The organism is Vibrio sp. F13, assembly GCF_020806305.2.
GTDB classification, from domain to species: domain Bacteria; phylum Pseudomonadota; class Gammaproteobacteria; order Enterobacterales; family Vibrionaceae; genus Vibrio; species Vibrio crassostreae_C.
In genome coordinates this window covers 1042854-1068841 of record NZ_CP170176.1, presented here as the reverse complement: position 1 = coordinate 1068841, position 25988 = coordinate 1042854, and the positions used below count along the sequence as shown (strand labels likewise).

General features: G+C 45.3%; 23 protein-coding genes. 16 read left to right on the top strand and 7 right to left on the bottom strand.

The features are described from left to right. Window positions 1–25 precede the first annotated feature (25 nt). Window positions 26–538: an outer membrane beta-barrel protein gene (locus tag LMH68_RS19770; protein ID WP_017071351.1), complete on the bottom strand. Its 513-nt coding sequence runs from the start codon at window positions 536–538 to the stop codon at window positions 26–28. Window positions 539–623: 85 nt separating this feature from the next. Here LMH68_RS19770 and LMH68_RS19765 point away from each other — a divergent pair, with 85 nt between their 5' ends. From LMH68_RS19765 to LMH68_RS19735, 7 genes are all read left to right on the top strand, one after another. Beyond that, window positions 624–938 (top strand): winged helix-turn-helix domain-containing protein, encoded by a 315-nt coding sequence (locus LMH68_RS19765; protein WP_017060852.1) that lies wholly within the window; start codon window positions 624–626, stop codon window positions 936–938. Window positions 939–1138: 200 nt separating this feature from the next. Beyond that, complete coding sequence (gene rbsD, locus LMH68_RS19760) at window positions 1139–1558, top strand: D-ribose pyranase (RefSeq protein WP_017060853.1); 420 nt, start codon at window positions 1139–1141, stop codon at window positions 1556–1558. A gap of 100 nt (window positions 1559–1658) precedes the next feature. Then, entirely contained in the window at window positions 1659–3164 is a 1506-nt protein-coding gene (gene rbsA / locus LMH68_RS19755; RefSeq protein ID WP_017068491.1) for a ribose ABC transporter ATP-binding protein RbsA, read from the top strand. Continuing rightward, entirely contained in the window at window positions 3161–4147 is a 987-nt protein-coding gene (gene rbsC, locus LMH68_RS19750; protein ID WP_229648140.1) for a ribose ABC transporter permease, read from the top strand. Before rbsA ends, rbsC begins: the two co-directional genes overlap by 4 nt. A gap of 127 nt (window positions 4148–4274) precedes the next feature. Next, window positions 4275–5153, top strand: a complete 879-nt coding sequence (gene rbsB / locus LMH68_RS19745) for a ribose ABC transporter substrate-binding protein RbsB (protein WP_017060856.1) — start codon at window positions 4275–4277, stop codon at window positions 5151–5153. Between the two features lie 191 nt (window positions 5154–5344). Beyond that, the gene (rbsK, locus tag LMH68_RS19740; RefSeq protein ID WP_017064747.1) at window positions 5345–6289 is read left to right on the top strand and encodes a ribokinase; all 945 of its coding nucleotides are present in this window, start codon (window positions 5345–5347) and stop codon (window positions 6287–6289) included. Between the two features lie 152 nt (window positions 6290–6441). Beyond that, window positions 6442–7443 carry a substrate-binding domain-containing protein gene (locus LMH68_RS19735; protein WP_017067711.1) on the top strand — a complete coding sequence of 334 codons (1002 nt, stop codon included), beginning with the start codon at window positions 6442–6444 and terminating at the stop codon, window positions 7441–7443. Window positions 7444–7527: 84 nt separating this feature from the next. On the opposite strand, the gene LMH68_RS19730 is transcribed toward LMH68_RS19735, so the two are convergent. Together LMH68_RS19730 and LMH68_RS19725 are read right to left on the bottom strand one after the other, a co-directional pair. Next, on the bottom strand, window positions 7528–8319 hold the full coding sequence (locus LMH68_RS19730) for a carbon-nitrogen hydrolase family protein (protein WP_229648141.1): 792 nt from the start codon (window positions 8317–8319) through the stop codon (window positions 7528–7530). Window positions 8320–8486: 167 nt separating this feature from the next. Further along, the gene (locus LMH68_RS19725; RefSeq protein WP_229648142.1) at window positions 8487–8897 is read right to left on the bottom strand and encodes a lysozyme inhibitor LprI family protein; all 411 of its coding nucleotides are present in this window, start codon (window positions 8895–8897) and stop codon (window positions 8487–8489) included. Between the two features lie 363 nt (window positions 8898–9260). On the opposite strand from LMH68_RS19725, the gene LMH68_RS19720 reads away from it, so the two are divergent. Both LMH68_RS19720 and LMH68_RS19715 read left to right on the top strand, forming a co-directional pair. Continuing rightward, window positions 9261–10832, top strand: a complete 1572-nt coding sequence (locus LMH68_RS19720; protein ID WP_229648143.1) for an EAL domain-containing protein — start codon at window positions 9261–9263, stop codon at window positions 10830–10832. A gap of 96 nt (window positions 10833–10928) precedes the next feature. Then, window positions 10929–11327, top strand: coding sequence for a hypothetical protein (locus LMH68_RS19715; protein WP_102332896.1), 399 nt, complete (start codon window positions 10929–10931; stop codon window positions 11325–11327). A 61-nt stretch (window positions 11328–11388) separates the two neighbouring features. Here the strand turns inward: LMH68_RS19715 and LMH68_RS19710 are convergent, their stop codons facing one another. Beyond that, on the bottom strand, window positions 11389–11889 hold the full coding sequence (locus LMH68_RS19710) for a hypothetical protein (RefSeq protein WP_104216111.1): 501 nt from the start codon (window positions 11887–11889) through the stop codon (window positions 11389–11391). A gap of 204 nt (window positions 11890–12093) precedes the next feature. On the opposite strand from LMH68_RS19710, the gene LMH68_RS19705 reads away from it, so the two are divergent. The 3 genes from LMH68_RS19705 (at window position 12094) to LMH68_RS19695 (ending at window position 13730) form a co-directional block, all read left to right on the top strand. Then, complete coding sequence (locus LMH68_RS19705; protein ID WP_229648144.1) at window positions 12094–12342, top strand: type II toxin-antitoxin system Phd/YefM family antitoxin; 249 nt, start codon at window positions 12094–12096, stop codon at window positions 12340–12342. Continuing rightward, window positions 12332–12622, top strand: coding sequence for a type II toxin-antitoxin system RelE family toxin (locus LMH68_RS19700; RefSeq protein ID WP_005377002.1), 291 nt, complete (start codon window positions 12332–12334; stop codon window positions 12620–12622). Before LMH68_RS19705 ends, LMH68_RS19700 begins: the two co-directional genes overlap by 11 nt. Before the next feature lie 82 nt (window positions 12623–12704). Then, entirely contained in the window at window positions 12705–13730 is a 1026-nt protein-coding gene (locus tag LMH68_RS19695; RefSeq protein ID WP_372172344.1) for an IS110-like element ISVisp6 family transposase, read from the top strand. Window positions 13731–14091: 361 nt separating this feature from the next. Here LMH68_RS19695 and LMH68_RS19690 read toward each other — a convergent pair whose 3' ends face one another. Together LMH68_RS19690 and LMH68_RS19685 are read right to left on the bottom strand one after the other, a co-directional pair. Further along, window positions 14092–14595, bottom strand: coding sequence for a hypothetical protein (locus LMH68_RS19690; RefSeq protein WP_017064753.1), 504 nt, complete (start codon window positions 14593–14595; stop codon window positions 14092–14094). A gap of 408 nt (window positions 14596–15003) precedes the next feature. Beyond that, window positions 15004–17601: a molybdopterin oxidoreductase family protein gene (locus tag LMH68_RS19685; protein ID WP_229647766.1), complete on the bottom strand. Its 2598-nt coding sequence runs from the start codon at window positions 17599–17601 to the stop codon at window positions 15004–15006. A 472-nt stretch (window positions 17602–18073) separates the two neighbouring features. Here LMH68_RS19685 and nirB point away from each other — a divergent pair, with 472 nt between their 5' ends. The 4 genes from nirB to LMH68_RS19665 all read left to right on the top strand — a co-directional run bounded on the left by nirB (window position 18074) and on the right by LMH68_RS19665 (window position 24631). Next, a complete protein-coding gene (gene nirB / locus LMH68_RS19680; RefSeq protein WP_229647765.1) occupies window positions 18074–20656 on the top strand; it encodes a nitrite reductase large subunit NirB in 2583 nt (860 codons plus the stop codon). A gap of 58 nt (window positions 20657–20714) precedes the next feature. Further along, complete coding sequence (nirD, locus tag LMH68_RS19675; RefSeq protein WP_012600889.1) at window positions 20715–21059, top strand: nitrite reductase small subunit NirD; 345 nt, start codon at window positions 20715–20717, stop codon at window positions 21057–21059. Between the two features lie 143 nt (window positions 21060–21202). Next, the gene (locus tag LMH68_RS19670) at window positions 21203–22672 is read left to right on the top strand and encodes a NarK family nitrate/nitrite MFS transporter (RefSeq protein ID WP_229647764.1); all 1470 of its coding nucleotides are present in this window, start codon (window positions 21203–21205) and stop codon (window positions 22670–22672) included. Window positions 22673–22840: 168 nt separating this feature from the next. Then, complete coding sequence (locus LMH68_RS19665) at window positions 22841–24631, top strand: bifunctional protein-serine/threonine kinase/phosphatase (protein ID WP_229647763.1); 1791 nt, start codon at window positions 22841–22843, stop codon at window positions 24629–24631. Window positions 24632–24664: 33 nt separating this feature from the next. Here LMH68_RS19665 and cra read toward each other — a convergent pair whose 3' ends face one another. After that, window positions 24665–25669, bottom strand: coding sequence for a catabolite repressor/activator (gene cra, locus LMH68_RS19660; protein ID WP_229647762.1), 1005 nt, complete (start codon window positions 25667–25669; stop codon window positions 24665–24667). Window positions 25670–25988 lie beyond the last annotated feature (319 nt).

Below are 25988 nucleotides of genomic sequence, written 5' to 3'. Positions count from 1 at the left end.
TTTACCGTTTAGCAAAGTGTAAAACTTAGAATGTGTACATTGCGCCTAAGTAGAAAGAGTCCAGAACAACAGTATCTTCTGTCTTGTGTCCGTTTTCGTAATCTTCGATATCAAAAGCATCGGCTTCGTATGCTAAGCGAAAGCTCAACGAAGACATTGTAGGTGGCGTGTATTCAACACCAACACCCATACGGATGCCATCTCCCGAATCATCAAAACCATCTCCTGACGGGCGAGAGCCATCAGCAAGCTTCATGTCTAGATCAATAGTCGACAGACCGATAGTGCCAAATGGACGAATGCCATTATCAAACGTGTAACCGAGGTTCGCCGTTACCGAAAAGATTTGAGGTGTCCAAGTGAAAACCTTATTACCAGATTTCGTTTTCAGGGCGATATCACCAAAATCTGTGTATTGAGCTTCAACCGAAACAATGCGGTTAAATTTGTAACCAGCAATTAATCGGTAAGTATTGTCTTCGGCTTTAAAAGTAATAGGCTCACTGATCGTGTCAGTTAACCCGCCCACTTCGACCATTAGCACACTTAAATAATTACCCGCTCCAACAGCAGGCCAATTTGCTCAATCTCCACAATTTAGAATAAGACGAACAGAAAACACGATGAACCACACAATAGACTTCAACGGCTTAATCATTGATATCGACGCTCGAACGATTACCAACCAGCAAGGAAACAAAATCACTTTGCGCCCTCGCCTGTTAGCAGTGCTCTGCTTGTTATTGGAAAATGTGGGAAGACCGATTTCAAGAGAGCATATTGTTGATGTGTGTTGGGACGGACAACTCTCGTCACCACATGTTCTTGCAAACGTAGTCTATAACCTACGCAATGTGTTCGCGCGATTAAGAGCATCCAACGTCCAGATCATTACCATTAGTAAGTTCGGATATGCGCTATCGATTGAACCCACGTAAAAGGATTTATGCAATCAATGGCGGTGACTAAGATCACCAAAAAACGCCCCATCGAAACGTTTCGATGATCATTATCACACTCTAAAACAATCAAACGTGCAAATGATAAATCAGACACTATTATCACTATCGAAACGTTTCGATGGCTTTTCTTGAGTTGTTCTCAACCCATCAAGCGTTATTTTTCGATAGGTCGTGATATGAAAAAAAGTACTTTAATAAACTCTGAACTCTCTTACCTAGTGGCGACTCTTGGCCACACAGATGAAATCACGATTTGTGACGCGGGCCTGCCGATTCCAGACCACGTAACTCGTATTGATCTTGCTTTGACTCACGGTGTCCCAAGCTTTCAGCAAACGGTAAAAACCATGCTGGATGAATCTCAAATCGAAGGCGTTGTGATTGCAGAAGAGTTTGCGAAAGTAAGCCCAGAGCACCACGCAGCGCTGATTGATTTAATCAAGACAGAAGAAGCACGTTGTGGCAAATCGCTTTCTATTACTTACATCACTCATGAAGAATTCAAACAGCGAACGCATGAAAGCCGTGCAGTGATTCGCACCGGTGAATGCACACCATACGCAAATGTTATTTTCCAAGCTGGCGTAACCTTTTAGCTCAAGCAAAACGCAACGACAGCTCAGTGTCATCACTGAACCAAAAACAATACATAGACAGAATAATCAAATACAACTGGCCCCGAGTAAAGGAACCGACATGACTCAAGCCATTTTAGAACTTAGCTCAATTGAGAAAGCCTTCCCTGGTGTGAAAGCACTGGATAAGGCAAGCCTCAACGTTTATCCAGGACGCGTAATGGCGTTAATGGGTGAAAACGGTGCGGGTAAATCAACGCTTATGAAAGTGCTGACAGGCATCTACCACTTGGACGGCGGCACTATTGCCTACCAAGGAAAACCTGCTGCATTTAAAGGGCCACGTGATTCTCAACAAGCAGGCATTAGCATCATTCACCAAGAGCTGAATCTAATCCCTGAATTGACCATCGCCGAGAACATCTTCTTAGGTCGTGAAATCACGGGCACCATGGGTCGTATCTTGTGGAACGAGATGTACCAAGAAGCAGACAAGCTACTTAAACGCCTTAACGTGAAACACAGCTCGAAAACGCCTCTAGGTCAGTTGAGCCTTGGTGAGCAGCAAATGGTAGAGATTGCGAAAGCCCTATCGTTTGAATCTAAAGTCATCATCATGGATGAACCAACCGATGCGCTAACCGATACCGAAACTGAATCTCTGTTTAAGGTGATTAACGAACTGCGCGATGAAGGCTGTGGCATTGTTTACATCTCTCACCGTTTGAAAGAGATCTTCGAGATTTGTGATGACATCACAGTGCTTCGTGACGGTAAGTTCATTGGTCAGTGTGAAGTAAAAGACACCGACGAAGATGGCCTAATCGAAATGATGGTTGGTCGTAAGCTAGAGGAACAATATCCACGTATCGGCCAGAGCCACGGTGAAACTTGTCTTGAAGTGATTGGCCTGACGGGTTCTGGTGTTCACGATGTTAGCTTTACGCTAAAACGCGGTGAAATCCTGGGTGTATCTGGCCTAATGGGCGCAGGTCGTACCGAACTGATGAAAGTGATTTACGGTGCCCTTCCAAGTGAACGCGGCGTCATCAACCTAGAAAACAAAACCATCAACCCTGTAAGCCCGAAAGACGGCTTGGCCAATGGCATTGCTTACATCTCTGAAGACCGTAAGGGCGATGGCTTAGTTCTAGGGCTTTCTGTTAAAGAAAACATGTCGTTATGTTCGCTTGACCTACTGACAAAGAGCGGTCAAATCCAACATAAAGACGAAGTGATTGCAGTAGATGACTTCATCAAGCTATTCAACATCAAAACCCCGACTCGCGAACAGATTATTGGCAACCTTTCTGGTGGTAACCAACAGAAAGTGGCTATCGCTAAGGGCTTGATGACCAAACCAAAAGTACTGATTCTCGACGAGCCAACGCGCGGTGTCGATGTCGGTGCTAAGAAAGAGATTTACCAACTCATTAATAAATTTAAAGCCGACGGCATGAGCATCATTTTAGTCTCATCTGAAATGCCAGAAGTGTTAGGAATGAGTGACCGCATCATGGTGATGCATGAAGGCCGTGTAAGCGGTGAATTTGATGCTAAAGAAGCAAACCAAGAATTATTACTGGCGTGTGCGGTCGGTAAAAAGATCAACGAGGACGCAGCATGAGTACTAAAACCATGAGCAAAACAACTGAAGCTCCAAAGAAAAAACCGTTAATCAGCAAAGAGTGGCTGATTGATCAAAAGTCATTGATTGCTTTGATCTTCCTGATTGTTGTCGTTTCTTTCTTAAACCCGAACTTCTTTACTGTCGACAACATCCTAAACATTCTGCGCCAAACCTCGGTTAACGCAATTATCGCTGTAGGTATGACGCTGGTTATCTTAACCGCGGGTATCGACTTGAGTGTTGGTTCTGTACTGGCGCTTTGTGGTGCGTTCGCAGCCAGCATGATTGGCATGGAAATCCCTGTGATGATCGCAGTACCAACCGCTCTTGTAGCAGGTGCAGCATTAGGTGCGATTAGTGGTGTGATTATCGCTAAGGGTAAGGTTCAAGCCTTCATCGCAACGCTTGTCACCATGACACTACTTCGCGGCGTAACCATGGTTTACACAGATGGTCGTCCTATTTCAACAGGCTTCACAGACACAGCAGACGCATTCGCTTGGTTCGGTACTGGCTACGCAATGGGTGTACCGGTTCCAGTATGGATCATGGTCGTGGTATTCGCAGCAGTATGGTACCTACTTAACCACACACGCTTTGGTCGCTACGTTTACGCACTGGGTGGCAACGAATCAGCAACTCGCCTATCAGGCATCGACGTAGACAAAGTAAAAATCGGTGTTTACGCAATCTGTGGTCTGCTAGCTGCAGTGGCAGGCATCATCGTGGCATCGCGTTTGTCATCTGCTCAACCAACCGCAGGTATGGGTTATGAGCTAGACGCTATCGCAGCCGTAGTTCTTGGCGGGACAAGCTTAGCTGGCGGTCGTGGCCGTATCATGGGCACATTGATTGGTGCTCTGATTATCGGCTTCCTAAACAACGCCCTAAACCTACTAGACGTATCTTCTTACTACCAGATGATTGCAAAAGCAGTGGTTATTCTTCTGGCAGTATTGGTCGACAACAAAAACAAATAAAACCTATTCACACTCTAGGTTAATACAAGTAACACCCTGTTTTACCTTAAAATATTAGAATCTATAAATAATGTAACAACGAGCTAGGACTCACCTCTTAGCTCCCCCTACACAAAGGACTTACACCATGAAAAAATTAGCGACTCTTATTTCTGCTGCTCTTCTTTCTACAACAGTATCTGTGTCTGCACAGGCGCAAGATACAATGGCAATCGTTCTGTCTACATTGAACAACCCATTCTTTGTAACCATGAAAGATGGCGCAGAAGCGAAAGCTGAAGAGCTAGGCTACAAGCTTATCGTTCTGGATTCTCAAAACGACCCAAGCAAAGAGCTGTCGAACATTGAAGATCTAACCATTCGTGGTGTTAAGGCAATCCTGATCAACCCAACAGATTCAGACGCCGTGTCTAACGCAATTCGCATGGCTAACCGTTCAAACATCCCAGTACTAACACTAGACCGTGGTGCAAGCCGTGGTGACGTAGTAAGCCACATCGCTTCTGATAACGTAATCGGTGGTGAAATGGCAGGTCACTTCATCATGGAAAAAGTGGGCGAAAAAGCGAAAGTAATCCAACTTGAAGGTATTGCTGGTACTTCTGCAGCTCGTGAACGTGGTGAAGGCTTCATGAATGCAGTAAACGGCAGCGACCTTGAGCTTCTTGCAAGCCAACCTGCTGATTTCGACCGTACTAAAGGTCTGAACGTAATGGAAAACTTGCTTGCTGCTAACCCAGATGTACAAGCAGTATTTGCTCAAAACGATGAAATGGCACTAGGTGCACTTCGCGCAGTTCAAGCGTCAGGTAAAGAAGTGATGATCGTTGGCTTTGATGGCACAGACGACGGCATCGCTGCTGTTAACCGCGGCCTACTAGGCGCTACAGTTGCACAACAACCTGACCTAATCGGTTCTCTAGGTATCGAAATGGCAGACAAAGTACTGAAAGGCGAAACAGTAGACGAGTACGTACCAGTACCTCTAAAAATCATCGCTAAGTAATCGTTACTAGGTAACGCGATATAAAGCAGGGAGTTCCCTATCTCCCTGCTTTGATTGGCTCGCTGACTCAAACAAAAGCAAACCCCGACAGTGCATCGCTGTTTCTCATTCCGCTCACAAAAGAGAGCGCACTTAACACCATGAGAAAGACCCATGCATTTTCAAATACGATATATCATAAGGCTCGTATCATGACTCAACTGATTGTTTTAGGTAGCGTTAACGCTGACCACGTACTGCAAGTTCCTTCGTTCCCTCGTCCGGGTGAAACCTTGATTGGCGGTAACTATCAGGTCATCCCTGGCGGTAAAGGCGCAAACCAAGCAGTCGCTGCTGCGCGATTAAACGCAGATATCGGCTTCATCGCCTGTGTCGGTGACGACCCATTCGGCATCAACATTCGTCAAGACTTCGCTAAAGACGGCATCAACATCGACGGTGTTATCGTGGCAGACAACACGCCAACTGGCATCGCGATGATCCAAGTATCCGCAACGGGTGAAAACAGCATCTGTCTTTCTGCAGAAGCTAATGACAAGCTGACTTGCGACCAAATCGAACCACATCTAGAGAAGATTCGCGGAGCCAAATACCTGCTAACTCAACTTGAAACGCCAATTGAAGGTATTGAGTACGCTGCGAAAGTAGCAAAAGAGAGTGGCACGCAAGTCATTCTAAACCCGGCTCCTGCTCGTCCATTATCGGATTCACTGCTTGCTTGTGTTGACGTGATTACACCGAACGAAACTGAAGCAGAAGTGCTGACAGGCATTACCGTGACGGACAACGCGTCTGCTCATCAGGCTGCGTTGGCTCTGCATGCTAAAGGCATAGAAACGGTAATGATCACGCTAGGCGCGAAAGGCGTGTGGGTGAGTCATCGCGGTCAAGGCAATGAAGCCAGCGAAGGTGAATTAATCGCAGGTTTCCGTGTTGAAGCAACAGATACAACTGCCGCAGGTGACACCTTTAACGGCGCGTTGGTGACAGGCTTGCTTGAAGATATGCCACTTGAGCGTGCGATTAAATTTGCTCATGCTGCAGCTGCTATCTCTGTGACACGCTTTGGTGCTCAAACGTCGATTCCAAGCCGTGCTGAAACCGATGCGTTTTTGGCAGAGCAACTGTCTGCTTAGTTTGATACCTATTTGAAGGCCTAACTTCTGAGCTAAACCGTGGTTAACGGATGTTAGCCTTCAAATTCGGTAACAACAAATAACAAGAATAAGCCCCTGTTTTCAGGCAGAATATCGCCCAACGTGGAAGGTTATTCCCACAAGGATTTTTTATGGCAACAATGAAAGACATCGCACGGCTCGCAAAGGTTTCGACTTCTACCGTGAGCCACGTGATCAACAAATCACGCTTTGTCAGTGAAGAGATTGCTGAGCGTGTTAACAGTGCGGCTAAAGAACTCAACTATGCGCCTTCTGCATTGGCTCGCAGCTTGAAAATGAAGCAAACCAAAACCTTGGGAATGCTAGTGACCACATCCACCAACCCATTCTTTGGCGAAGTGGTAAAAGGTGTGGAACGTCGTTGCTACGAAAAAGGCTACAACCTTATCTTGTGTAACACCGAAGGCGATAGCGAACGCATGAAATCCTCTATCGATACCTTGCTGCAAAAGCGAGTCGATGGCCTGATGCTAATGTGTTCTACCCTTGAAGGCGAACATATCGATGTATTCGAGCGCTACCCAGAACTGCCTGTTGTAGTCATGGATTGGGGCCCTATGTTGTTTGCGAGCGATAAGATCCAAGACAACTCGCACCAAGGTGGCTACATGGCAACTAAGCACTTGATAGATAACGGTCATTCTCAAATTGGTTGTATCACTGGCCCACTGCACCGCAATCAAGCTTCGTCTCGTTATCAAGGCTTCAAGCAAGCAATGGAAGAAGCCAATTTAGAGATCAACCCTAAGTGGATTGTTGAATCCAACTTTGAATGTGACGGTGGTTTTGACTCTTATCAGACATTGAAAACTCGTGGCGAAATGCCGTCTGCCTTGTTCGTCAGTAACGATATGATGGCGATGGGCGTGATTCACGCTGCGGCGCAAGATGGCACATCGATTCCGAATGATCTGTCTATCATTGGCTACGATGACATCCACCTGTCGAAGTACATGACACCCGCGTTAAGCACTGTCCACCAGCCAAAACATCGTTTAGGTAAAACCGCAGTGGATACGCTTTTGAGTAGATTACAAACTCCAGATGCTTATCCGCAAGTCGTTGAACTTGAACCTACTCTTGTTGAACGAAGCAGCGTAAAAGCCATTTAAAGCGCCTTCTTAGAGATCTAAACAACAAAGGGCAAGGTTAAAAAACCTTGCCCTTTTCGCTCCTAATGCACTTCACTTATCTTCTTAGCGATTCAACACAGATGCGATTTGCTGTATTTCGTCTAACACATCGACGCCATTGTATTGCGGCGCAATCGAGAGATCTTGAATACTTACGGTTTCTACCGATTGCCTTTCGTTGAGCTGAGTCATTAACTCCCCTTTGGGTGAGTAGACTCGGCTACCACCACAGTATGTCGCGGTAAACGCATTAACCACATCTTGCCCGACGCGATTACAAGTAACCATGTGACACCCTTCCTCCAAGGCTCTCGCTTGAGCAATGGCAAAACTATGATGCCCACCGAAGTTGGCAGGGTGAAGAATAACGTCGACCGACTGATACCCTCTCATGATCTCCGGGAACCAAATATCAAAGCAAATCGCGACACCAAACTTTAAGCCTTTGTGCTCAAACGAGAGGCGTTCCTCCCCTCTCGAGAAATACTGCTTATCGAATTTGGTTTGACTGATTTTTCTATATTTGTGTCGTAAACCGGAAGCATCCACAACCACGACGCTGTTGTAATATTGGCCGCTATCTTTCTCGGCAATACCAGCAACAATCAAGGTGTGATGCTTCGCTGCAAGCTGAGTTAATGAATCAATAGTACTGCTGTCGGCGAAGTCTTCAGCCAATTCGTGAATTTCTTCAGCCTCGTTAAAAATATACCCAGTCGTGAACAGTTCAGGCAGTAAAGTAATATCACCGACTGACGGCTCCGCTTGCAAAAGATCAGAGACCGAATCTATATTCTTTTGTTTGTTTTTGTATTCAACTTCAAGCTGAATAAGCGTGATACTGACATTATTCAAAATCGAATCCTTGCTAGGTAAAACTTCAAGCTGTAATGCTTCAAGCTGGAGACTAAGAACTAAGAACGAAAGAGTAAGGCAATCCCCTATCGCTTTCTTATTCGCCCGCCAAAGGTTGAAGCAGGTGCACAGTCCTGTACGTATTTTAAACCTGCCTACGGCGCTAATTAAGGCTCTGGTAAAACGGGAGGCGTGCTGTCCATATAGGTTAAGGAATTCACCCACACCTCATGCGTGCGCTGCTTGGTTAACGTCATCTTGCAGGAAAGCGCCATAACCCCTCGAATAGAACCTTCACGCCATTGGGTGTACACAGAATCACAATGTGCTGTCATGTACGCCTGCCAGCTCTCCTGAGCCTTCTTAATTGACGCCACCAGCTCAGCATCATAAGCATTGTGCTCAAAGCTGGCTGCAAGGTATTTATCCAGTTCCGCTTGTGCAGATTCCAACTCAATTGCCGCACAGTGATTGATCTCGATGGTATTCATCGCATTCTCGCAATCAACAACACCTTCGTAGGCCAACGCAGAGAATGAGAAGCACACCGCTATGAGTGCCGATATCAGTTTTGTCATAATCATCCTTTATGCTGCCACCACCAAAACGAATCGTGTCGTGACTTTATTTATTTAAACGTGGCTCAATATTTAGCTCATTCAGCTCATTCAGCTCATTCAGCTCATTCAGCCAGAGCAAATAACAATAAAATTTATCAGGATATAAGCATTTGTTATCCGCATAAATCATCAAAAATGACGCCTCGCGAACTCAAATAAATGAGATAACGCTCAGATTTTGCTGGTAAAACTAGAAAACATATTATTTATATCAATAATTCGTGCCTGCACTCACACTATTAATTATTTATATTGCTACCTAAACGCTAACTTTATAAATTAAATCGAATGCTCACATAAATCGGTAACGCTTCTCCAACTATGGATATCAAGTACCAAAACATTGCCAAGACTTCATTTTACTTTGCCATCTCTTTCTTTTTTTCCATGGCAATGCTCATTCCTTTTACACCGTATCACTACCAAACATTAACCGAAGACACATCAAGGTTAGTCGAAACCAGGTTAGAAGGGATCCAATCAAGGTTCGACCGTTTTTTATCTGAAGTTAGACCTGAACAGTCATGCGACGCGATCGTTAGACAGCTTCGACAAAACGTTTTTGAAGCCGATTGGGTAAAAGAAGCAGCGGTATTCAATAAACAGAACCGATTTTACTGTTCAACCACCGATGGTGACGTTTCATTTCGCCTATACAGCACCATCAGGCAGCGACTCAATGACGACCCGAATTTAACAACCCTGTCGTATTCCAACTCGGCCATCACGCAAGTTCAGTCCATCATGCTCATTTTCTCGAACAAAGAAGATGCCGGAGTGAGCCTGATGATTCCGCCACACTTCATCTATGACCTTGTTGAAACAAACCTGAGCAGCCATGGAATACAGGCCAAAGTTGAAGTGATCAAAAGAGATATCCACCCTACCGATATTGACTCATCAATCGCCAAGGTGCGGATACAATCAAACACCTACCCATTGACCATCACCTCATACATTGGGTATCAGTTTTATCTTCACTTCATGTTGAGTTATTTATGGTTTGGCTTTTTGATGGCCGGAATCACCACCATTATTCTCCTTTCCATCAAGCATAAAAAGCAGAGCCAACGCAGCTTAGAATATTCGCTTTCAAGTGCGCTAAAAAACCAACACCTTCATGTTCACATGCAGCCTATCGTTAACCAAAACACCAATGAGATCGTCGGCTGTGAGTCACTATTACGATGGAACGACCCAATTGAAGGTAACGTCTCCCCGGCTATTTTCATTCCGCTTGCTGAAAGCTTAGGCTTAATTGAGGAGCTCACCTACTTCGTGCTGCGCAAAGTATTAATGACGTTGAAAAGCAATCAAGATGTGTTCGACTCAAAGTACATCAGCGTCAACATCAGCCGCAACGTAGTGTCTAACAGTAACTTCTCTAACAAAGTGATCAGCATCTTTAAAAGACACCCTGAGATCCTCAAGCAGGTGGTTTTTGAAGTAACCGAATATGGTGAATGTTCTGATGCCGACATGGTCAAAATTAGAGACAACCTAACCAAGCTATCGAACAGGGGCGTCAGAGTCGCGATTGATGATTTTGGTACAGGCTACGCAGGGTTAGATTTCGTAAGACAGTTCCCGTTCAGCATTCTCAAAATCGATCGCGTGTTTGTGAAAAACATATCCGACGAATCCAGCTTTGGTCTCCCTTTGCTAGAGTCCATGCTTCAACTATCACGCTCCTTAGGCATGCAAGTCATCGTCGAAGGTGTCGAGTATGAATCCCAAGTGAAAATCTTATCTAAGCTCGGTGTCGACTATATCCAAGGCTTCTATTTTTATAAGCCGATGCCGATAAACCTGACTGTCAGCTTACTCAAGCAACAGCATTTTGAGTCAGATAACGTTGAGGAACAAACCAACCAGACATTCCTTGTTACATAAGGCACTAAAAAACAACGAAAGAAAATGCGAAGGCTATGGGTCTCCTTTGATGAACATTTAAACCATCGCATCATTGAATGCATCACAAGGGATATCATGGAAAAGACACTTCAAACCAAACTGGCGACTAGCCTACTACTGCTGAGAATCGGCATTTTTATCGTCTTCTTGTTCTGGGGCTTAGATAAGATCCTTGTCCCTGAGCACGCGACAAAAGTACTGTCTGGCTTTTACGGCATCGACATCTCGAACAATGCGATGATGGCTCTGGGTGTCGCGCAGCTCGGATTTTTAGGCGCATTCGTTGTAGGCATGTGGAAAAAGTACACCTACGGAGCCATTTTAGTCCTTCATGCAGGCTCAACCTTTTCCTCTTTTGGAAAATACATGGACCCGTTCAACAACCTACTGTTCTTCGCCTCTTGGCCAATGCTCGCAGCCTGTATCGCAATCTTCTTACTTCGCAATTACGACACTTACAGCGTTGCCAACTAATACAAAGGGCGCCGTTATTGGCGCCCTCTTTGGTTGGGTTGATTCTTAAACGTTTGTTAGCCTAAGCAAACTGAAATTCCCCACCATGCTCTTCTATTATAAATGAAAGGTCTTGTGCGGCATTTTGGAATATTTCTTGGATGATTCCTTGAATACCATACCACTGTTGAGACAACTGATAATCAGAATGTATGGTGTCATCAGAAAAATCAACGCCGCCCAAGTGAGCAACCTTGGCTAAACCAAAGACTAAATCAAAAGTAATGGGCTCACCTAAACGATGTGCTAACCTGTTTCTGATACGATTCATTTCGATCAAAAAATCAGCCATTGATTGCCAAATTAAACCGCGATTAAGCGCTAACTTAACCTTATTAGGAAAACTCATGTTAAATGGGTTTATCTTCTCACTATCATCAAGCTTCAACTCTATTAATTGAACTAATACTGACTCAAGCAATAAATGACCTGTTAGATATGCACCCAACTCAGTGTTGTTGAACAATTCGAGAATGTGCTCAAGATTTGGTGTTTCTCTGTCTTCCCAAATGTTATCTGTCATATAGACTCACTTACTATTGGATTAGGCAAACGCCGCGTAAAGGTATAAGCAACCCAATACCTTAGCGTCCGCATAATACCTTAAACACATAAACCAACGCATAGTAAAAATGCCACGTGTTGCGAATCACTCTTAAGCAACTTGTTATACCGCTTGATTGAGGCTAAAATGACCAAAATAAAGACCACTTAAGAGACCTATTAAATGACCACTAGAATTTTAGCCGATGTTGCTGCAAGCATTACTGAGTTGAAAGCTAACCCTATGAAAGTTGCAACTAGTGCTTACGGTGAACCTGTTGCTGTACTGAACCGAAATGAGCCAGCATTTTATTGCGTACCAGCCGAAACGTACGAAATGATGATGGACAGACTCGAAGATCTTGAACTACTAACTATTGCGAAAGAGCGTGAATCTGAAGAGAGTATTTCGGTAAATATTGATGACCTATAAACTCGACTTTAAAAAGAGTGCACTCAAAGAGTGGAAAAAGCTTGGCTCAACGCTTCAACAACAATTTAAGAAAAAGCTAATCGAGCGTTTAGATAACCCGCATGTTCCGGCTTCAAAACTCTCTGGAGCTGACAACATGTATAAGATTAAGCTGCGCCAATCGGGCTACCGTCTCGTCTACAAAGTTGAAGACGATGTCATCATTGTAACCGTCTTAGCAGTCGGAAAACGCGAACGTAGCGATGTTTACCGTAAAGCTATGAAAAGGTTAGATGATTGATTGCGGTATCAACGAATGACATGGATTCCCCCTACCGAGGATCTGCCACACTTATGTGGTACTTAAATGCATCGGAGGCACCATGTCTGATTATTCTTATTTCTGCGGTATCGACCTAGCTAAAAACCACTTTAGTCTTCATGCCGTAGACCAAAATGGTAAGGTCATACTTCATAAGTCAGTAACCCGCTCTAAACTACTGACTACAATAGCAAATATGCCACTCATGCGTATAGGCGTTGAAGCGTGTGGTGGTGCACATTATTGGGCAAGAACACTCAATAAACTGGGTCATGACGTCCGTATCATGGCCGTTAAATACGTGGTTCCTTATCGAACTAAAGGGAAGAACGACCTTAATGATGCAGTAGCTATCTGCGAAGCTGTTCAGCGACCATCCACTCGCTTTGTGCCCGTAAAATCACCAGAGCAACAAGCCATCCTATCGGTACATAGAATGAGAGAGCATTGGGTTCGTGAACGCACCGCGCTTATGAATCGCATGCGCGCCCTACTTTCTGAGTTCGGGTTGATCATTCCCGTTGGTCGCTCTTCATTGATGAAACACGTTCCCTTAATGCTTGAAGATGCAGAAAATGAACTGCCACATCTCGCAAGAACGGTGATTGCCGATGCTTATCACCACCTTGGTGAATTAAATCAACGTATCGCCGATACTGAACAAGTCTTCGACTCTTTTGCTAAGGTCAGCGCTAATGTTCAACGAGTGATGAAAGTTCGAGGTATTGGGCCGCAAACCGCTACTGCGATACTTGCTTCGATAGGCAATGGTTCTCAATTTGATAAAAGCCGTGATTTCTCTGCTTGGCTAGGACTCGTACCAAAGCAATATTCCACAGGAGGAAAACCTCGCTTAGGCCGAATAACCAAACACGGTGATAAATACTTACGAACACTATTAGTTCATGGCGCAAGGACAGTCATTGCCAACCTTGGCGACAAGCAAGATAAGTTAAGTCAGTGGTGTCGCGGCGTTCTAGAACGAAGAGGAATGAACCGAGCAATAGTGGCACTGGCCGCGAAGAACGCACGAATTATATGGTCGCTTTTACACAATCAAACCGAATATGAAAACTATGCTGCTTAAGTAGAAACCTAAGCAGCATAGAGAGTTAAACCCACCGGGTCATTGCAGACGCTAATGATGGAGATAGGTTAAGACCACTTGCGGAGAGCCTGTTAATGCGGCGGACACACTAGATGTCATCTAACGAATAAGGCACCGCAGTCGCGCAAGTCATCAGGGCCACGGCGTATGCGAATCGTCGATAAGTAGGCCGAATGTAGAGCGGCAGTCCAAAACCCATCAACATAAGTTTAGCGGATGTTTGACAACCGGGGGAATCCATGTAGCCGCATTAAGGTGTGAGCAGCGCTTGGCTATACTTGAGCGAAGCGAAAGCGCCAAGCGTTGCGAATCACTCTTAAATGCTTTGTTAACTGTGCGGTCAATGTGGCTTAAAGCAGAGTTGAGAGTTAAACGACTCAACAGGGTTGTGGTCACTGGTAGTTAGCTCAACACTACACTGTGACTTACTCAAAGCTTGTAGCACACCATCAAACTTCAAAATATACGATTCATCTTCTTTTGGAACAAAATCAGAAATGACCCCACACATAAGACTTCCGGAAGTAGCTGTTACCAAAAAGTGTGATTTATTCCCGGCAACAATTGGTAATGTTTTTGACTGTTCATTACCAAACATTGAAAATCCGCCGATTTCAATTGTATGCATCAGAGTTCTGTCACCTTCAATTTCCCACATGTCACATTTGCCTGCATTCTCTACATGCCAAAACCTAATCTGTATTCCAGCTAGCGACGCTCCATCCCCTTCCGCTTGAAGACTAAGTTGGGTCAAATTACCAGTATTTGTTGGTGATACATATTTATTTGCACAACCAGTTAAAAAGGCACCCAGAATAGGCACTAATAACACACTCTTTTTCATCCTTGATCTCTTTAAACAAAACTAACACTTCACACTTTTGCATATGAAAATGGGATGATAAAGCTCATAGTATTTGTTCGTGACTCAAAGCACAGTTAACAGCTATATTAGACAGAATAATTCTGCATTTTGTCCCCGAAACAATTCTGTCTAGTTTCCAAGACACACTACACTTAGTCTAATAACTCATTTAATAACATTATCTTACCTACTTATCTTCGTATCAAACATGACGAAAAGCAGAAATTTTCCATATAGTTTCTGCAAAATGCAGAAAACTCCCCAATATGTGAGTAAACCGCAGCTCGATAATGAATAGTCATATCTTTGAATATCGTGTTTTCAAACAAAAACGCCGACGTAATTGTCGGCGCTTAACTCTTGGTATTAATAGGTTAGAGGTAGTAACTACTTCGCCATGGTACTCAAAAACTCGGCTTCGAACTCTTCATCGGCTTCTCGGGTTAGACATTCCACCAGCCAATCGATGCTTTGATGGTCAAGCTTACTGTTCACCACGAAAGCTTGCTTTACGCCAGACTGACCCAGCTTGGCAGAGCCGTAGTTCTTGAATGATTTATTGCCGTGGTAATGGAGTGATTTGATCGCTTCTGCGTTAGGTTCTGGCAAGGCATCGAGGGTATTAGCAAGCTGAATCACCAACTCCATTGGGTTCTTAGAGGAAGATATTCGATACAGAAAACCGCCCTCTACTCTTTGGCGAACCCAATAATCAAAGCCGCTGCAATCCATCACCTTGTCACTGACCAGTGCGGCTTCGCTGTGATAGCCACACGGTTCAACCATCACTGGGGTATGTTTGAATTCTGGCTGACCTGATGCGGCATCGGTATGAGGCAAGATTAGTTCGCATGGTTTGCTGTCTTTGGCGGTGGGTGCGTTCCAGTGGATAGGCATGAAGACTTGTTCACGGCGCATCTCTTTGGTCACCACTAAGCGCGCTTGGCACTCCCCTTGTGCGCTGCGCACTTTCACCACAGGGTTAATAGTCGCGTGGTTGAAAGCATCTAGCCCAAACTCATCCAAGTTCAGTTCTGAAACGGTATCTGGGTGCATCGCAACAAAAGGCTCAGGGGTATGCTCACCTAAACCTGCCGCCAAGCCTGTGCGGCTCATGGTGTGCCATTGGTCTCGGATTCGGCCTGTGTTCATGATAAGTGGGAATTCAAGGCTGGTATCGGCAATCGGTTTGTCGTGCTCAACTGCAATAAACTGCGCTTTGCCTGATTCGGTAAAGAACTCACCATTGGTGAACATGCGCTGTTCGATGATCTCAGGTTGATACTCAAGTACTGGCCATTGCTGTGGAGTGAGTTCGCCATAGCCTTTTTCATCCAGTTGCGTGAGTCCAATTAAGCACAAGTCACGCGCTTTACCTGTTTCATTGCCGAGCGCTGTCATCTCGCAATACTCTTTGAAGATCTCACCTTCATGGCGGAACTCGAATTGCTCTTTGAATCCCATTTTTTGTGCGACTTCTTTTAGAATCCACCAATCGGGTTTGGCTTCCCCTGGGCTTGGTAACACGCGGCGCTGGCGTGAAATTCGGCGTTCAGAGTTAGTCACGGTGCCCGACTTTTCGCTCCACCCTTGCGCGGGTAGCACTACATCAGCCAAGCGAGTGGTTTCCGTATCGGCAATGCAGTCAGATACCACCACAAATGGGCACTTCTCTAATGCGGCTTTAATTTTTTCGCTGTCAGGCAGGCTCACAACTGGGTTGGTTGCCATGATCCACACGGCTTTGATTTTGCCTTCATTCATGGCATCAAACAGGTCAATCGCTTTTAAACCCGCATGTGTGGCTAAGCTGTCGGTTTGCCAGAACTCGCTGACGGTCTGGTGTGATTGCGGGTCACCAAATTCAAAGTGCGCCGCTAAGGTATTGGCTAAACCGCCCACTTCTCGCCCACCCATCGCGTTCGGCTGGCCCGTTACAGAAAATGGCCCCATGCCCGGTTTACCGATTTTCCCGGTGGCTAAATGGCAGTTAATAATGGCGTTTACCTTGTCGCACCCTTGTGTGGATTGGTTCACGCCTTGGGAGTAAATGGTCAGCACCTTCTCGTTCGATGCAAACAAACTGTAGAACTGTTTTAGCTGCTGCTCTGTTAACCCTGTCAGCTCAGGAACGCTTTTGTCGCCCCAGCCTGATTCGGTATAACCTGACTCTGTATAACGGTAGTGAGTCGCAGATCGAATCGATTCAGTAAAGCCTTGGGTGTGGTTTTCTATGTAGTCTGCATCTAGCTTGTCGTTATCATCGAGGTAACCCAATAAACCATTGAACAATGCGACGTCTGATCCTGATTCCAATGCCAAGTGAATGTCTGCGATTTCACAAGTGTCGGTATAACGCGGGTCTATGACGATGACTTTCAATGCAGGGTTGGCTTGTTTCGCGGCTCTTAATCTTTGGAAAAGTACCGGGTGACACCATGCTAGGTTAGAGCCTGTAATCACGACTAGATCGGCTTGCTCAAGATCTTCGTAGCATACCGGTACGGTGTCTGCGCCAAATGCACGCTTATGCCCGACCACAGTTGAAGCCATACATAGCCTAGAGTTACTGTCGATGTTGCCACTACCAATGAAGCCTTTCATCAGTTTATTGGCAACGTAATAGTCTTCGGTAAGCAGCTGACCAGACACATAGAACGCAACCGAATCGGCCCCAAATTCTTCGATGGTTTGATTAAATTTGTCTGCGACCAACTGAGTGGCACTGTTCCAATCTAGCTCTTGTTTTTGCTCATTCTGAATATGAGCAGGCTGTGTAAGACGACCTAAAGGCGTGACGGTGTCGCCGAGCGCAATCCCTTTAGTGCATAGCTTTCCATAGTTTGATGGATGATCTTTATCACCACGCACTTCTAGTTTTCCTAACGATGTCGGTCTCGCTTCTATTCCACACCCTACACCACAATAAGCACAGGTCGATTTTATCCAGCCGCTGTTTGAATCGGTCATCCGTTTCTCACTCAATTATCCATAATTGTAATAACTAAAAATAAGCAAATAACACGCCACTTAATAGCAGCTGATGAATAGCAAATAATTTCAACTAAAAACAACAACTTAATAAAAACACAAATATCAGCAATGAACCAATTAGAACTTAACAAAGATAGAAACTTAATTTTTGCACCATCTTGCTGAAAGTTGCACCACAAACGCTCATTTATATAAATCTAACAAAAATTTTACATACCACTTTAGGGGTAATTGCGTGCTACCTCTATTTTTTAAACCACTGAAAATTATAAGTTAATTTTTATTTAAATGAACGAACCGTAATCTGGCATCCTCCTTGCTCCACTAAAAACCAAGACTTAGAAAAAACATTTTTGTTTTTCTTGATGATTATGAATTGAGTGGAATCTCAACCCGGTATTCATCTGCTAACGACTAGAAATTAGATGCTAGTGATGGTGACGCCGAGAATAAGGAATGGATTATGAGCAAGAAGAAAATCGTCGTTGTTGGTAACGGCATGGTTGGACACAAATTTATCGACAACATCCTGCAATCAGAGAGTGATGAGTTTGATGTGATTACTTTTACTGAAGAGCCAAGGCTGGCCTACGACCGTGTTCAGCTAACGGCTTACTTTAATGGTAAAAGCGCTGATGACCTGTCATTGACCAGTGAAGAGTATTACCAAAGCAACGGCGTGAACTACTTGTTGAACCAGAAGGTTGCCAAGCTAGACACCGCCAATCAACAAGTCATCACTGAAAGTGGTCACGTTGAAAGTTACGACAAGCTAATCTTGGCGACGGGCTCTTTCCCTTTTGTTCCCCCTATTCCCGGTAACGACCAAGAACACTGTCACGTTTATCGCACCATCGAAGACTTAGACGCCATCGAGCTTTCAAGCAAAGGCAGCAAATCTGGCGTGGTGATTGGTGGTGGTCTGCTTGGCTTAGAAGCCGCAAACGCCGTCAAAAACCTTGGTTTGGAAACTCATGTGGTTGAATTCGCGCCTCGCCTAATGGCCGTACAATTAGATGACGGTGGCGGTGCGCTACTGCGCAGAAAGATTGAAGACCTTGGGGTGCAGGTTCACACCGAGAAAGCGACCTCTGAAATAGTCGACGGAGAAAACGCTCGCTACCGTATGAACTTTGCAGACGGCACCCACCTTGAAACCGATATGATCGTGTTCTCTGCGGGTATTCGCCCTCAAGATGCCTTAGCTCGCAGCTCTGATATCGCCATTGGTGAACGTGGCGGCATTGTGATTAACGATCACTGCCAAACCAACATCGACAACGTGTATGCGATTGGTGAATGTGCCCTTTGGGACAACAAGATCTTCGGCTTAGTCGCCCCTGGCTATTCAATGGCGAAAATCGCGGCTGCGCATATCTTATCGGACGGAACGAGCGACGCTTCATTTACTGGTGCAGACATGAGCACCAAACTCAAATTACTGGGTGTTGATGTGGCCAGTATTGGTGAAGTACACGGCAAGACGGAAGGCGCTCAATCGTATACTTATAACGATGAAATTGAACAAGTTTATAAACGCTTGATCATCTCGGCTGACGGCACGAAAATTGTCGGTGCCGTATTGGTCGGTGATGCAGAAGCCTACGGTTCGCTACTGCAAATCAAGCAAAATGATATGCCCCTTCCTGAAAACCCATCAGTGCTAATTTTACCTAACGTGGCCGATGATTCTGGCTCTGCAATGGGTGTTGAAGCTCTGCCTGATAGCGCTGTGATCTGTTCATGTTTTGATGTGACCAAAGGCGATATTAAAGAGGCCGTTTCAGCGGGCTGCACCACGATGGCTGCATTGAAAGAAACCACGAATGCTTCAACAGGTTGTGGCGGTTGTTCTGCCCTTGCGAAACAGGTTCTCGATAGCGAGCTAAGTAACCTAGGTGTGGAAGTCTCTAACGATATCTGTGAGCACTTTGCTTATTCTCGCCAAGAGCTTACCGACATCATTCGCGTCAACAAAATCAAGACCTTCGACGAGCTGTTAGATTCTCACGGCAACGGATTGGGCTGTACTGTGTGTAAACCGGCTGTCGGTTCGATTCTGGCTTCGTACTGGAACGATTACATCCTTGAAGATCAACATATCGAGCTGCAAGACACCAATGACATCTACCTTGGCAACATGCAAAAAGACGGCACTTACTCGGTAGTTCCGCGTATTGCTGGCGGTGAAATCACTCCAGATAAATTGATTGTTTTAGGCGAAGTCGCTAAAGAGTTCGACCTGTACACCAAAATCACGGGCGGTCAGCGTGTCGACTTGTTTGGCGCACAGCTTAACGAACTGCCTATCATCTGGAAAAAGCTGATTGATGCAGGTTTTGAAACGGGCCACGCCTACGGTAAATCGGTTCGTACCGTGAAATCTTGTGTCGGTAGCACTTGGTGTCGATACGGTGTCGACGACAGTGTTGGCTTAGCGATTCGACTTGAGAACCGCTACAAAGGCCTGCGTTCACCACACAAGATCAAGTTTGCGGTTTCAGGCTGTACTCGTGAATGTGCAGAAGCCCAATCGAAAGACATTGGTGTTATCGCCACCGACAAAGGTTGGAACCTCTACATCTGTGGTAACGGCGGTATGCGTCCTCGTCATGCAGACCTATTCGCCACTGATTTAGACGAAACCACACTCCTTAAATACATCGACCGCGTTTTGATGTTCTACACACGTACCGCAGACCGCTTACAGCGTACATCGGTATGGATGGAGAACCTCGAAGGCGGCATTGAATACCTCAAGCAAGTCGTGATTGAAGACAAGCTCAACGTAGCTGAAGAACTCGAAGCGGACATCGCACTCAACATCGAGAAGTACCAGTGTGAATGGAAAACCACCATTGAAAACCCTGAGAAGATGAAGCGCTTCCAGCACTACATCAACAGTGAAGAAATGGACACTAGCCTCTCTTTCATCAAAGAGCGAGAGCAGCGTTTTCCTAAGCCGAGCTTGAGTGATGCTTCGAATTCAAAACGCGATGAAAAGCTCGCTAAAGCAGACCAAATCGAAGTGACTGAGGTTTCATAAATTTCATCAGGTTCATCAATAAAAAAATAAAAACTCAATTTTAGACTAGGAGAAAGTCATGGAAAATTGGACAACCGTATGCAGCACCAGCGATCTAACCCCAAACGGGGGAATTTGCGCCAAAGTAGACGATAACCAAGTGGCTATTTTTTACTGCAAGCGCAGCGACACGCTTTATGGGCTCTCTAATTACGACCCTATCGGCAAGGCGAATGTGATGTCACGTGGTATAATTGGTTCATTAAGCGGAGAACCTTACGTGGCCTCACCCTTATACAAGCAGCATTACCACTTAGAAACTGGCGAATGTCTTGAACAGCCTGAGCTCAAGCTCGTGAAATTTGAAGTTCGCAAACAAGGAGAACAAGTTCAAGTTCTCGCACCACTTGCTATCGCCAGTTAACTAAACCGCCGACACCATCATGCAAACGCTTATTAGCGTGCGCAATTTCGGCACAGGGTTTATGCACATTAAAAGCGTTCTAAGTTCGGAAGTAACGCAGGTGCACAAACCGGGTAATTTTCCAGATTTAAAGGATTTAAACCATGGATAACACTAAATTTTCGCTGCTTTCATTTACGGGTAAGATGAAGGTCTTACACCTAAGCTGGATGGCCTTTTTCATTACCTTTGTTGTGTGGTTCAACTTTGCCCCACTACTGCAAATGGTAAAAACTACGCTTGGTCTTTCTACTGAAGAGATCAAAACCCTCCTGATCCTCAACGTTGCATTGACCATTCCGGCACGTGTCGCAATAGGCATGCTAACCGATAGATACGGCCCAAGGTTGGTTTACTCTTCGCTACTCGCGGTCTGTTCTATCCCTTGTTTCATGTTTGCTCTGGCAGACTCTTTCATTCAAGCAGCAATCGCTCGTTTCCTACTGGGCTTCATTGGTGCAGGTTTCGTTGTCGGTATTCGTCTTGTGTCTGAATGGTTCCCACACAACGAACTGGGTACTGCAGAAGGTATTTACGGCGGCTGGGGTAACTTCGGTTCAGCAGCAGCAGCGTTCACACTTCCAACTCTCGCTCTAGCGTTTGGTGGTGAAGACGGCTGGCGTTATGCGGTTGGTATTACTGGCGTAATGAGCTTAGCGTTCTCGTTTATCTTCTACAAAAACGTGTCAGATACACCAAAAGGTTCAACTTACTTCAAGCCTGCTCAAGTAACAGCGATGGAAGTGACATCACAGGGTGACTTTTTCTTCCTACTTATTATGAAGATCCCTATGTATGCCGCTTTAGCGCTACTGACTTGGAAGCTATCACCAACCAACATCAACATGTTGTCAGACATGGCGGTTTACTCAGTGTATGCCGGTTTAGCTGCGCTTTACGTGTACGAAGTGTCGCAAGTTTGGAAAGTAAACAAGAACGTATTTAAAGAAGAAGTGCCAGAGATTCACCAGTACAAATTCAAGCAAGTTGCGGTACTTAACGTATTGTACTTCGCGACATTTGGTTCTGAACTGGCTGTGGTTTCTATGCTGCCACTGTTCTTCTCTGAAACCTTTGAATTAACACCGGTTCTTGCAGGTATGGTTGCATCGGCTTATGCCTTTATGAACCTAATGTCTCGCCCAGGTGGTGGTTGGATTTCAGATAAATTCGGTCGTAAACCAACACTGCTTATTCTAACGATTGGCCTTGCGGTGGGTTACTTCGCAATGGGTCAAGTCGACAGCACATGGCCTGTATGGCTAGCAGTTGTCGCGGCGATGGCGTGTTCTTTCTTCGTGCAAGCGGGTGAAGGTGCGGTATTCGCAACGGTTCCTCTAATCAAGCGTCGTATGACAGGTCAAATTGCTGGTATGACGGGTGCTTACGGCAACGTGGGTGCGGTAGTTTACCTAACTGTGTTGTCATTCGTGAGCTACCAAACATTCTTCTTAGTGATTGCTGCAACAGCGGTACTTGGCTTTGTGACTCTGCTGTTCATGGAAGAGCCTAACGGTCAAATCGCCGAAGTAAACGACGACGGCAGTGTCACGCTGATTAATGTTTCAAGCTAGGGTCTGTACTAAGAAGCATTGATATTATTGAATCGGGAGAGGCACCTTAGCGGATACATCAATGCTAGGTGCTTCGTTCAAAGGCTCTAAGTTCACTAGGGCTTTTGTTCTTCCTAGGATGTTCTGTCAAGGAAGCGGGAAGAAGAGCAGTTAAGAAGAAGACAAGTTATGACAATTTCATTCAGCCAAGGGCAAGTCATCACGCCAGAATCCAACAACCAGTTAACGCTTAAGTTTGGTGGTTATTCGAATCAAGGCGTACGTGATGAAAACCAAGATGCCATCATTGTAAAACACCCTAAAACTCGCGCAGAGCAAGAGTTGAAAGGCAGTGTTGCCTGCATTGCAGACGGAGCAAGTTGTAGTGAACACGGCCAGAAAGCCAGTCACACCAGCGTGATGCAGTTTATCGACGACTATTACGCAACCCCCCAAAGCTGGAGCATTCAACGTTCGGCGCAAAAGGTCTTAACGTCCCTCAATTCTTGGCTCTTCAACACGTCTGTTTCTAATATTCATCCCGCACAACAAGTGAACCACAATGCCCTCGTTTCGACGTTCAGCAGCGTGATATTAAAATCAAACACCGCACATATATTCCACGTTGGCGACAGCCGCATTTACTTACTCAGAGATAGAGAATTACGCCAACTGACCCGCGACCACACCCGTAAAAATATGGGACAGAAGCATTATCTTACACGCGCCTTAGGCATGGACAACCAACTCAACGTTGACTATCAAACCCTGCCTATCAAGAAAAACGACTGCTTTATCCTGACATCTGATGGCGTGCACGAGTTTGTATCTCCCAACACCTTCAAAGAACACATCGATAAACCCGGAGCGGATTTCGAATACGCAGCGCAAACCATCTGTAACACCGCTTTAAGCCACAATAGCTCAGACAACGTGAGCTGCTTGATTGTGCAAGTCAGCCATCTGCCTAAACCTTCGCTGATTGAATTCCATGAGAAGCTGGCTAAACGGGCAATCCCACCCGCTTTAAAGCTCGGGCAAAGTATCGACAACTTCATGGTACTTGAGGTGTTGTATGCAGGGTCAAGAAGCCATGTGTATCGTGTGATGCAGAAAGAGACACAAACCGAGTTCGTGCTGAAAGTCCCTTCCGTTCAATATCACGATAGCCCTTCGCAACTCAGAGCTTTCTTTAATGAACAATGGGCGGGGATCTTGTTAAAAAACAAGAGAGTAATGAAGGTTTACCCGACGCCAGAGAACTCGCAATTCTTATACCAAATCTGCGAATGGGTAGAAGGTATCACCCTAAGACAATGGATGTACGACAACCCAAAACCGTCACTCAATGAAGTGCGCGACATATTAGAAAAGATCACTCAAGGCATTCGAGTATTACAACGTGCAGACATGGTGCACCGAGACTTAAAGCCCGAGAACATCATGATTCAACGTGATGGTGAGGTAAAAATCATCGACCTTGGTGCGGTATTAGTGAGAGGCCTTGAAGAGGGAGAGCTCACTGACAAGGACGACACACCATTAGGCGCGGTCAATTACATTGCACCCGAGACTATCAAGCACAACAGCGCGACCACCAGCTCTGATCTGTTCTCTATCGCTGTAATCGGCTATGAGATGCTAACCGGTGAATTACCCTACTCTGAAATGACCGCACAATCGCTTAAGCAATCTCGTCACCATCAATGGGAATACCAACCCATCACACAGAAACGAGCTGACTTACCAAGCTGGGTGGATTTGGTATTACAAAAAGCCTGCGCGGAATCACCAAGCGAACGTCATCAAGTGTTGGGGGATTTTGTCGCTGACCTTTACACACCAAACCAAAGCTTGGTGAAAAGCAAAGCCAAGCAACCTTTGATAAACCGAAACCCGATCCAGTTTTGGAAAGTGTTGGCTTTGTTGCTCGGCATTGTTGCGGTCGTAGAACTGGGGTTATTGTTAAACCCAAGCTAGATACGTTTACGAATTAGCCTAATATAACCGCGTTTAGCCTCGTTTCACTAAGCTTCTTGGCACGAGTTCAATGCCAGCTTGGTAACGCTTAGCCGATGCATTCAGCGCCAAAGCAAAAGCGCTGTCGGCAATTACTTCAAACTGCTGAGGCAGTGAATGGACTTTAAAAGGCAAGAAGTCGAGCAGTCGGTTATCACCAAAGGTTGCCAGTTTTACTTGATTAATCAGCTCTGGCTTTTCAACCATCACATCCAACACACCCTCTAACAAAGTGTAAGACATAGTCACAATCGCATCAGGCACCGTGCCTTTGGCAATCCAACCCTCAAAAATCTCGCGCCCTGATTCTCTATCAAAGTGTTCTCCATAACCCACTACCATCGGCTTGTTTTCTGCTAGCCTTGTTTGTTGAGTATGTGCTTTATTCGCCGCTTCAAAACCCAGCTGACGTTCACGTGAAATGTTCAGGTCAGGTAACGCACCGATCAAGCCAACACTATGAATGCTGTCATCGAGAATCGAGTGGGTCAGTTCAAATGCAGCCTCGAAATCTTCACTGATCACGCAAGCAAAGTGCTCATCGTCTAACGGACGGTCAATCGCAATTACTGGGGTACCTGAGTTTTGCAGTTTCAAGTAGAACTCGTTGGCGTCTGGCATTGAGCTCGCCACCAGCAAAGCATCAATACGACGACTGACCAAAGCTTCAGCGACCTTTCGCTCGGTTTCGGCGTCATCATCAGAACAACCAATCAGGATTTGATAGCCCACTTTACGTGAGTTCTGCTCTATCAATTTTGCTAAACGCGCGTAACTGCTGTTTTCCAGATCAGGAATAATCAAACCAAATGAACGGCTATTACCAGCACGCAGCGATGAAGCAGCATGGTCTGGACGGTAGTTATACTCGTCGACAACCGCCATTACTTTCTGCTGAGTCTTCTCACTGATTCTGTATTTCTGCGCCTTGCCGTTAATCACATAACTGGCTGTCGTTTTCGACACACCGGCTAGTTTGGCAATCTCATCTAGTGTCATATGGGTGACCTGTATTTTGTGCGTAGGATCATATAACCAATCTTCTGATCCTTGGATTAGTTGAATTATATGCTGAATCGATTCAGTATAAAAGCTGAAAGGATTCAGCAAAATCTGAAAAGTGACTTCAATCATACTTTTGTATGGATTGAGCGTCATTTGTTGTGATTCAACTTCTCGTTATAAACGAAACTGAAATTACGACACGCAGCAAAACTATTTTGGTTATCAGAATTGGCTTTGCTGAATTTTTTTACACTGAATGCTGAACCGATTCAGCTAAGATAAAACAAAGAGCAAGCAACGAGTAAAGCTCACT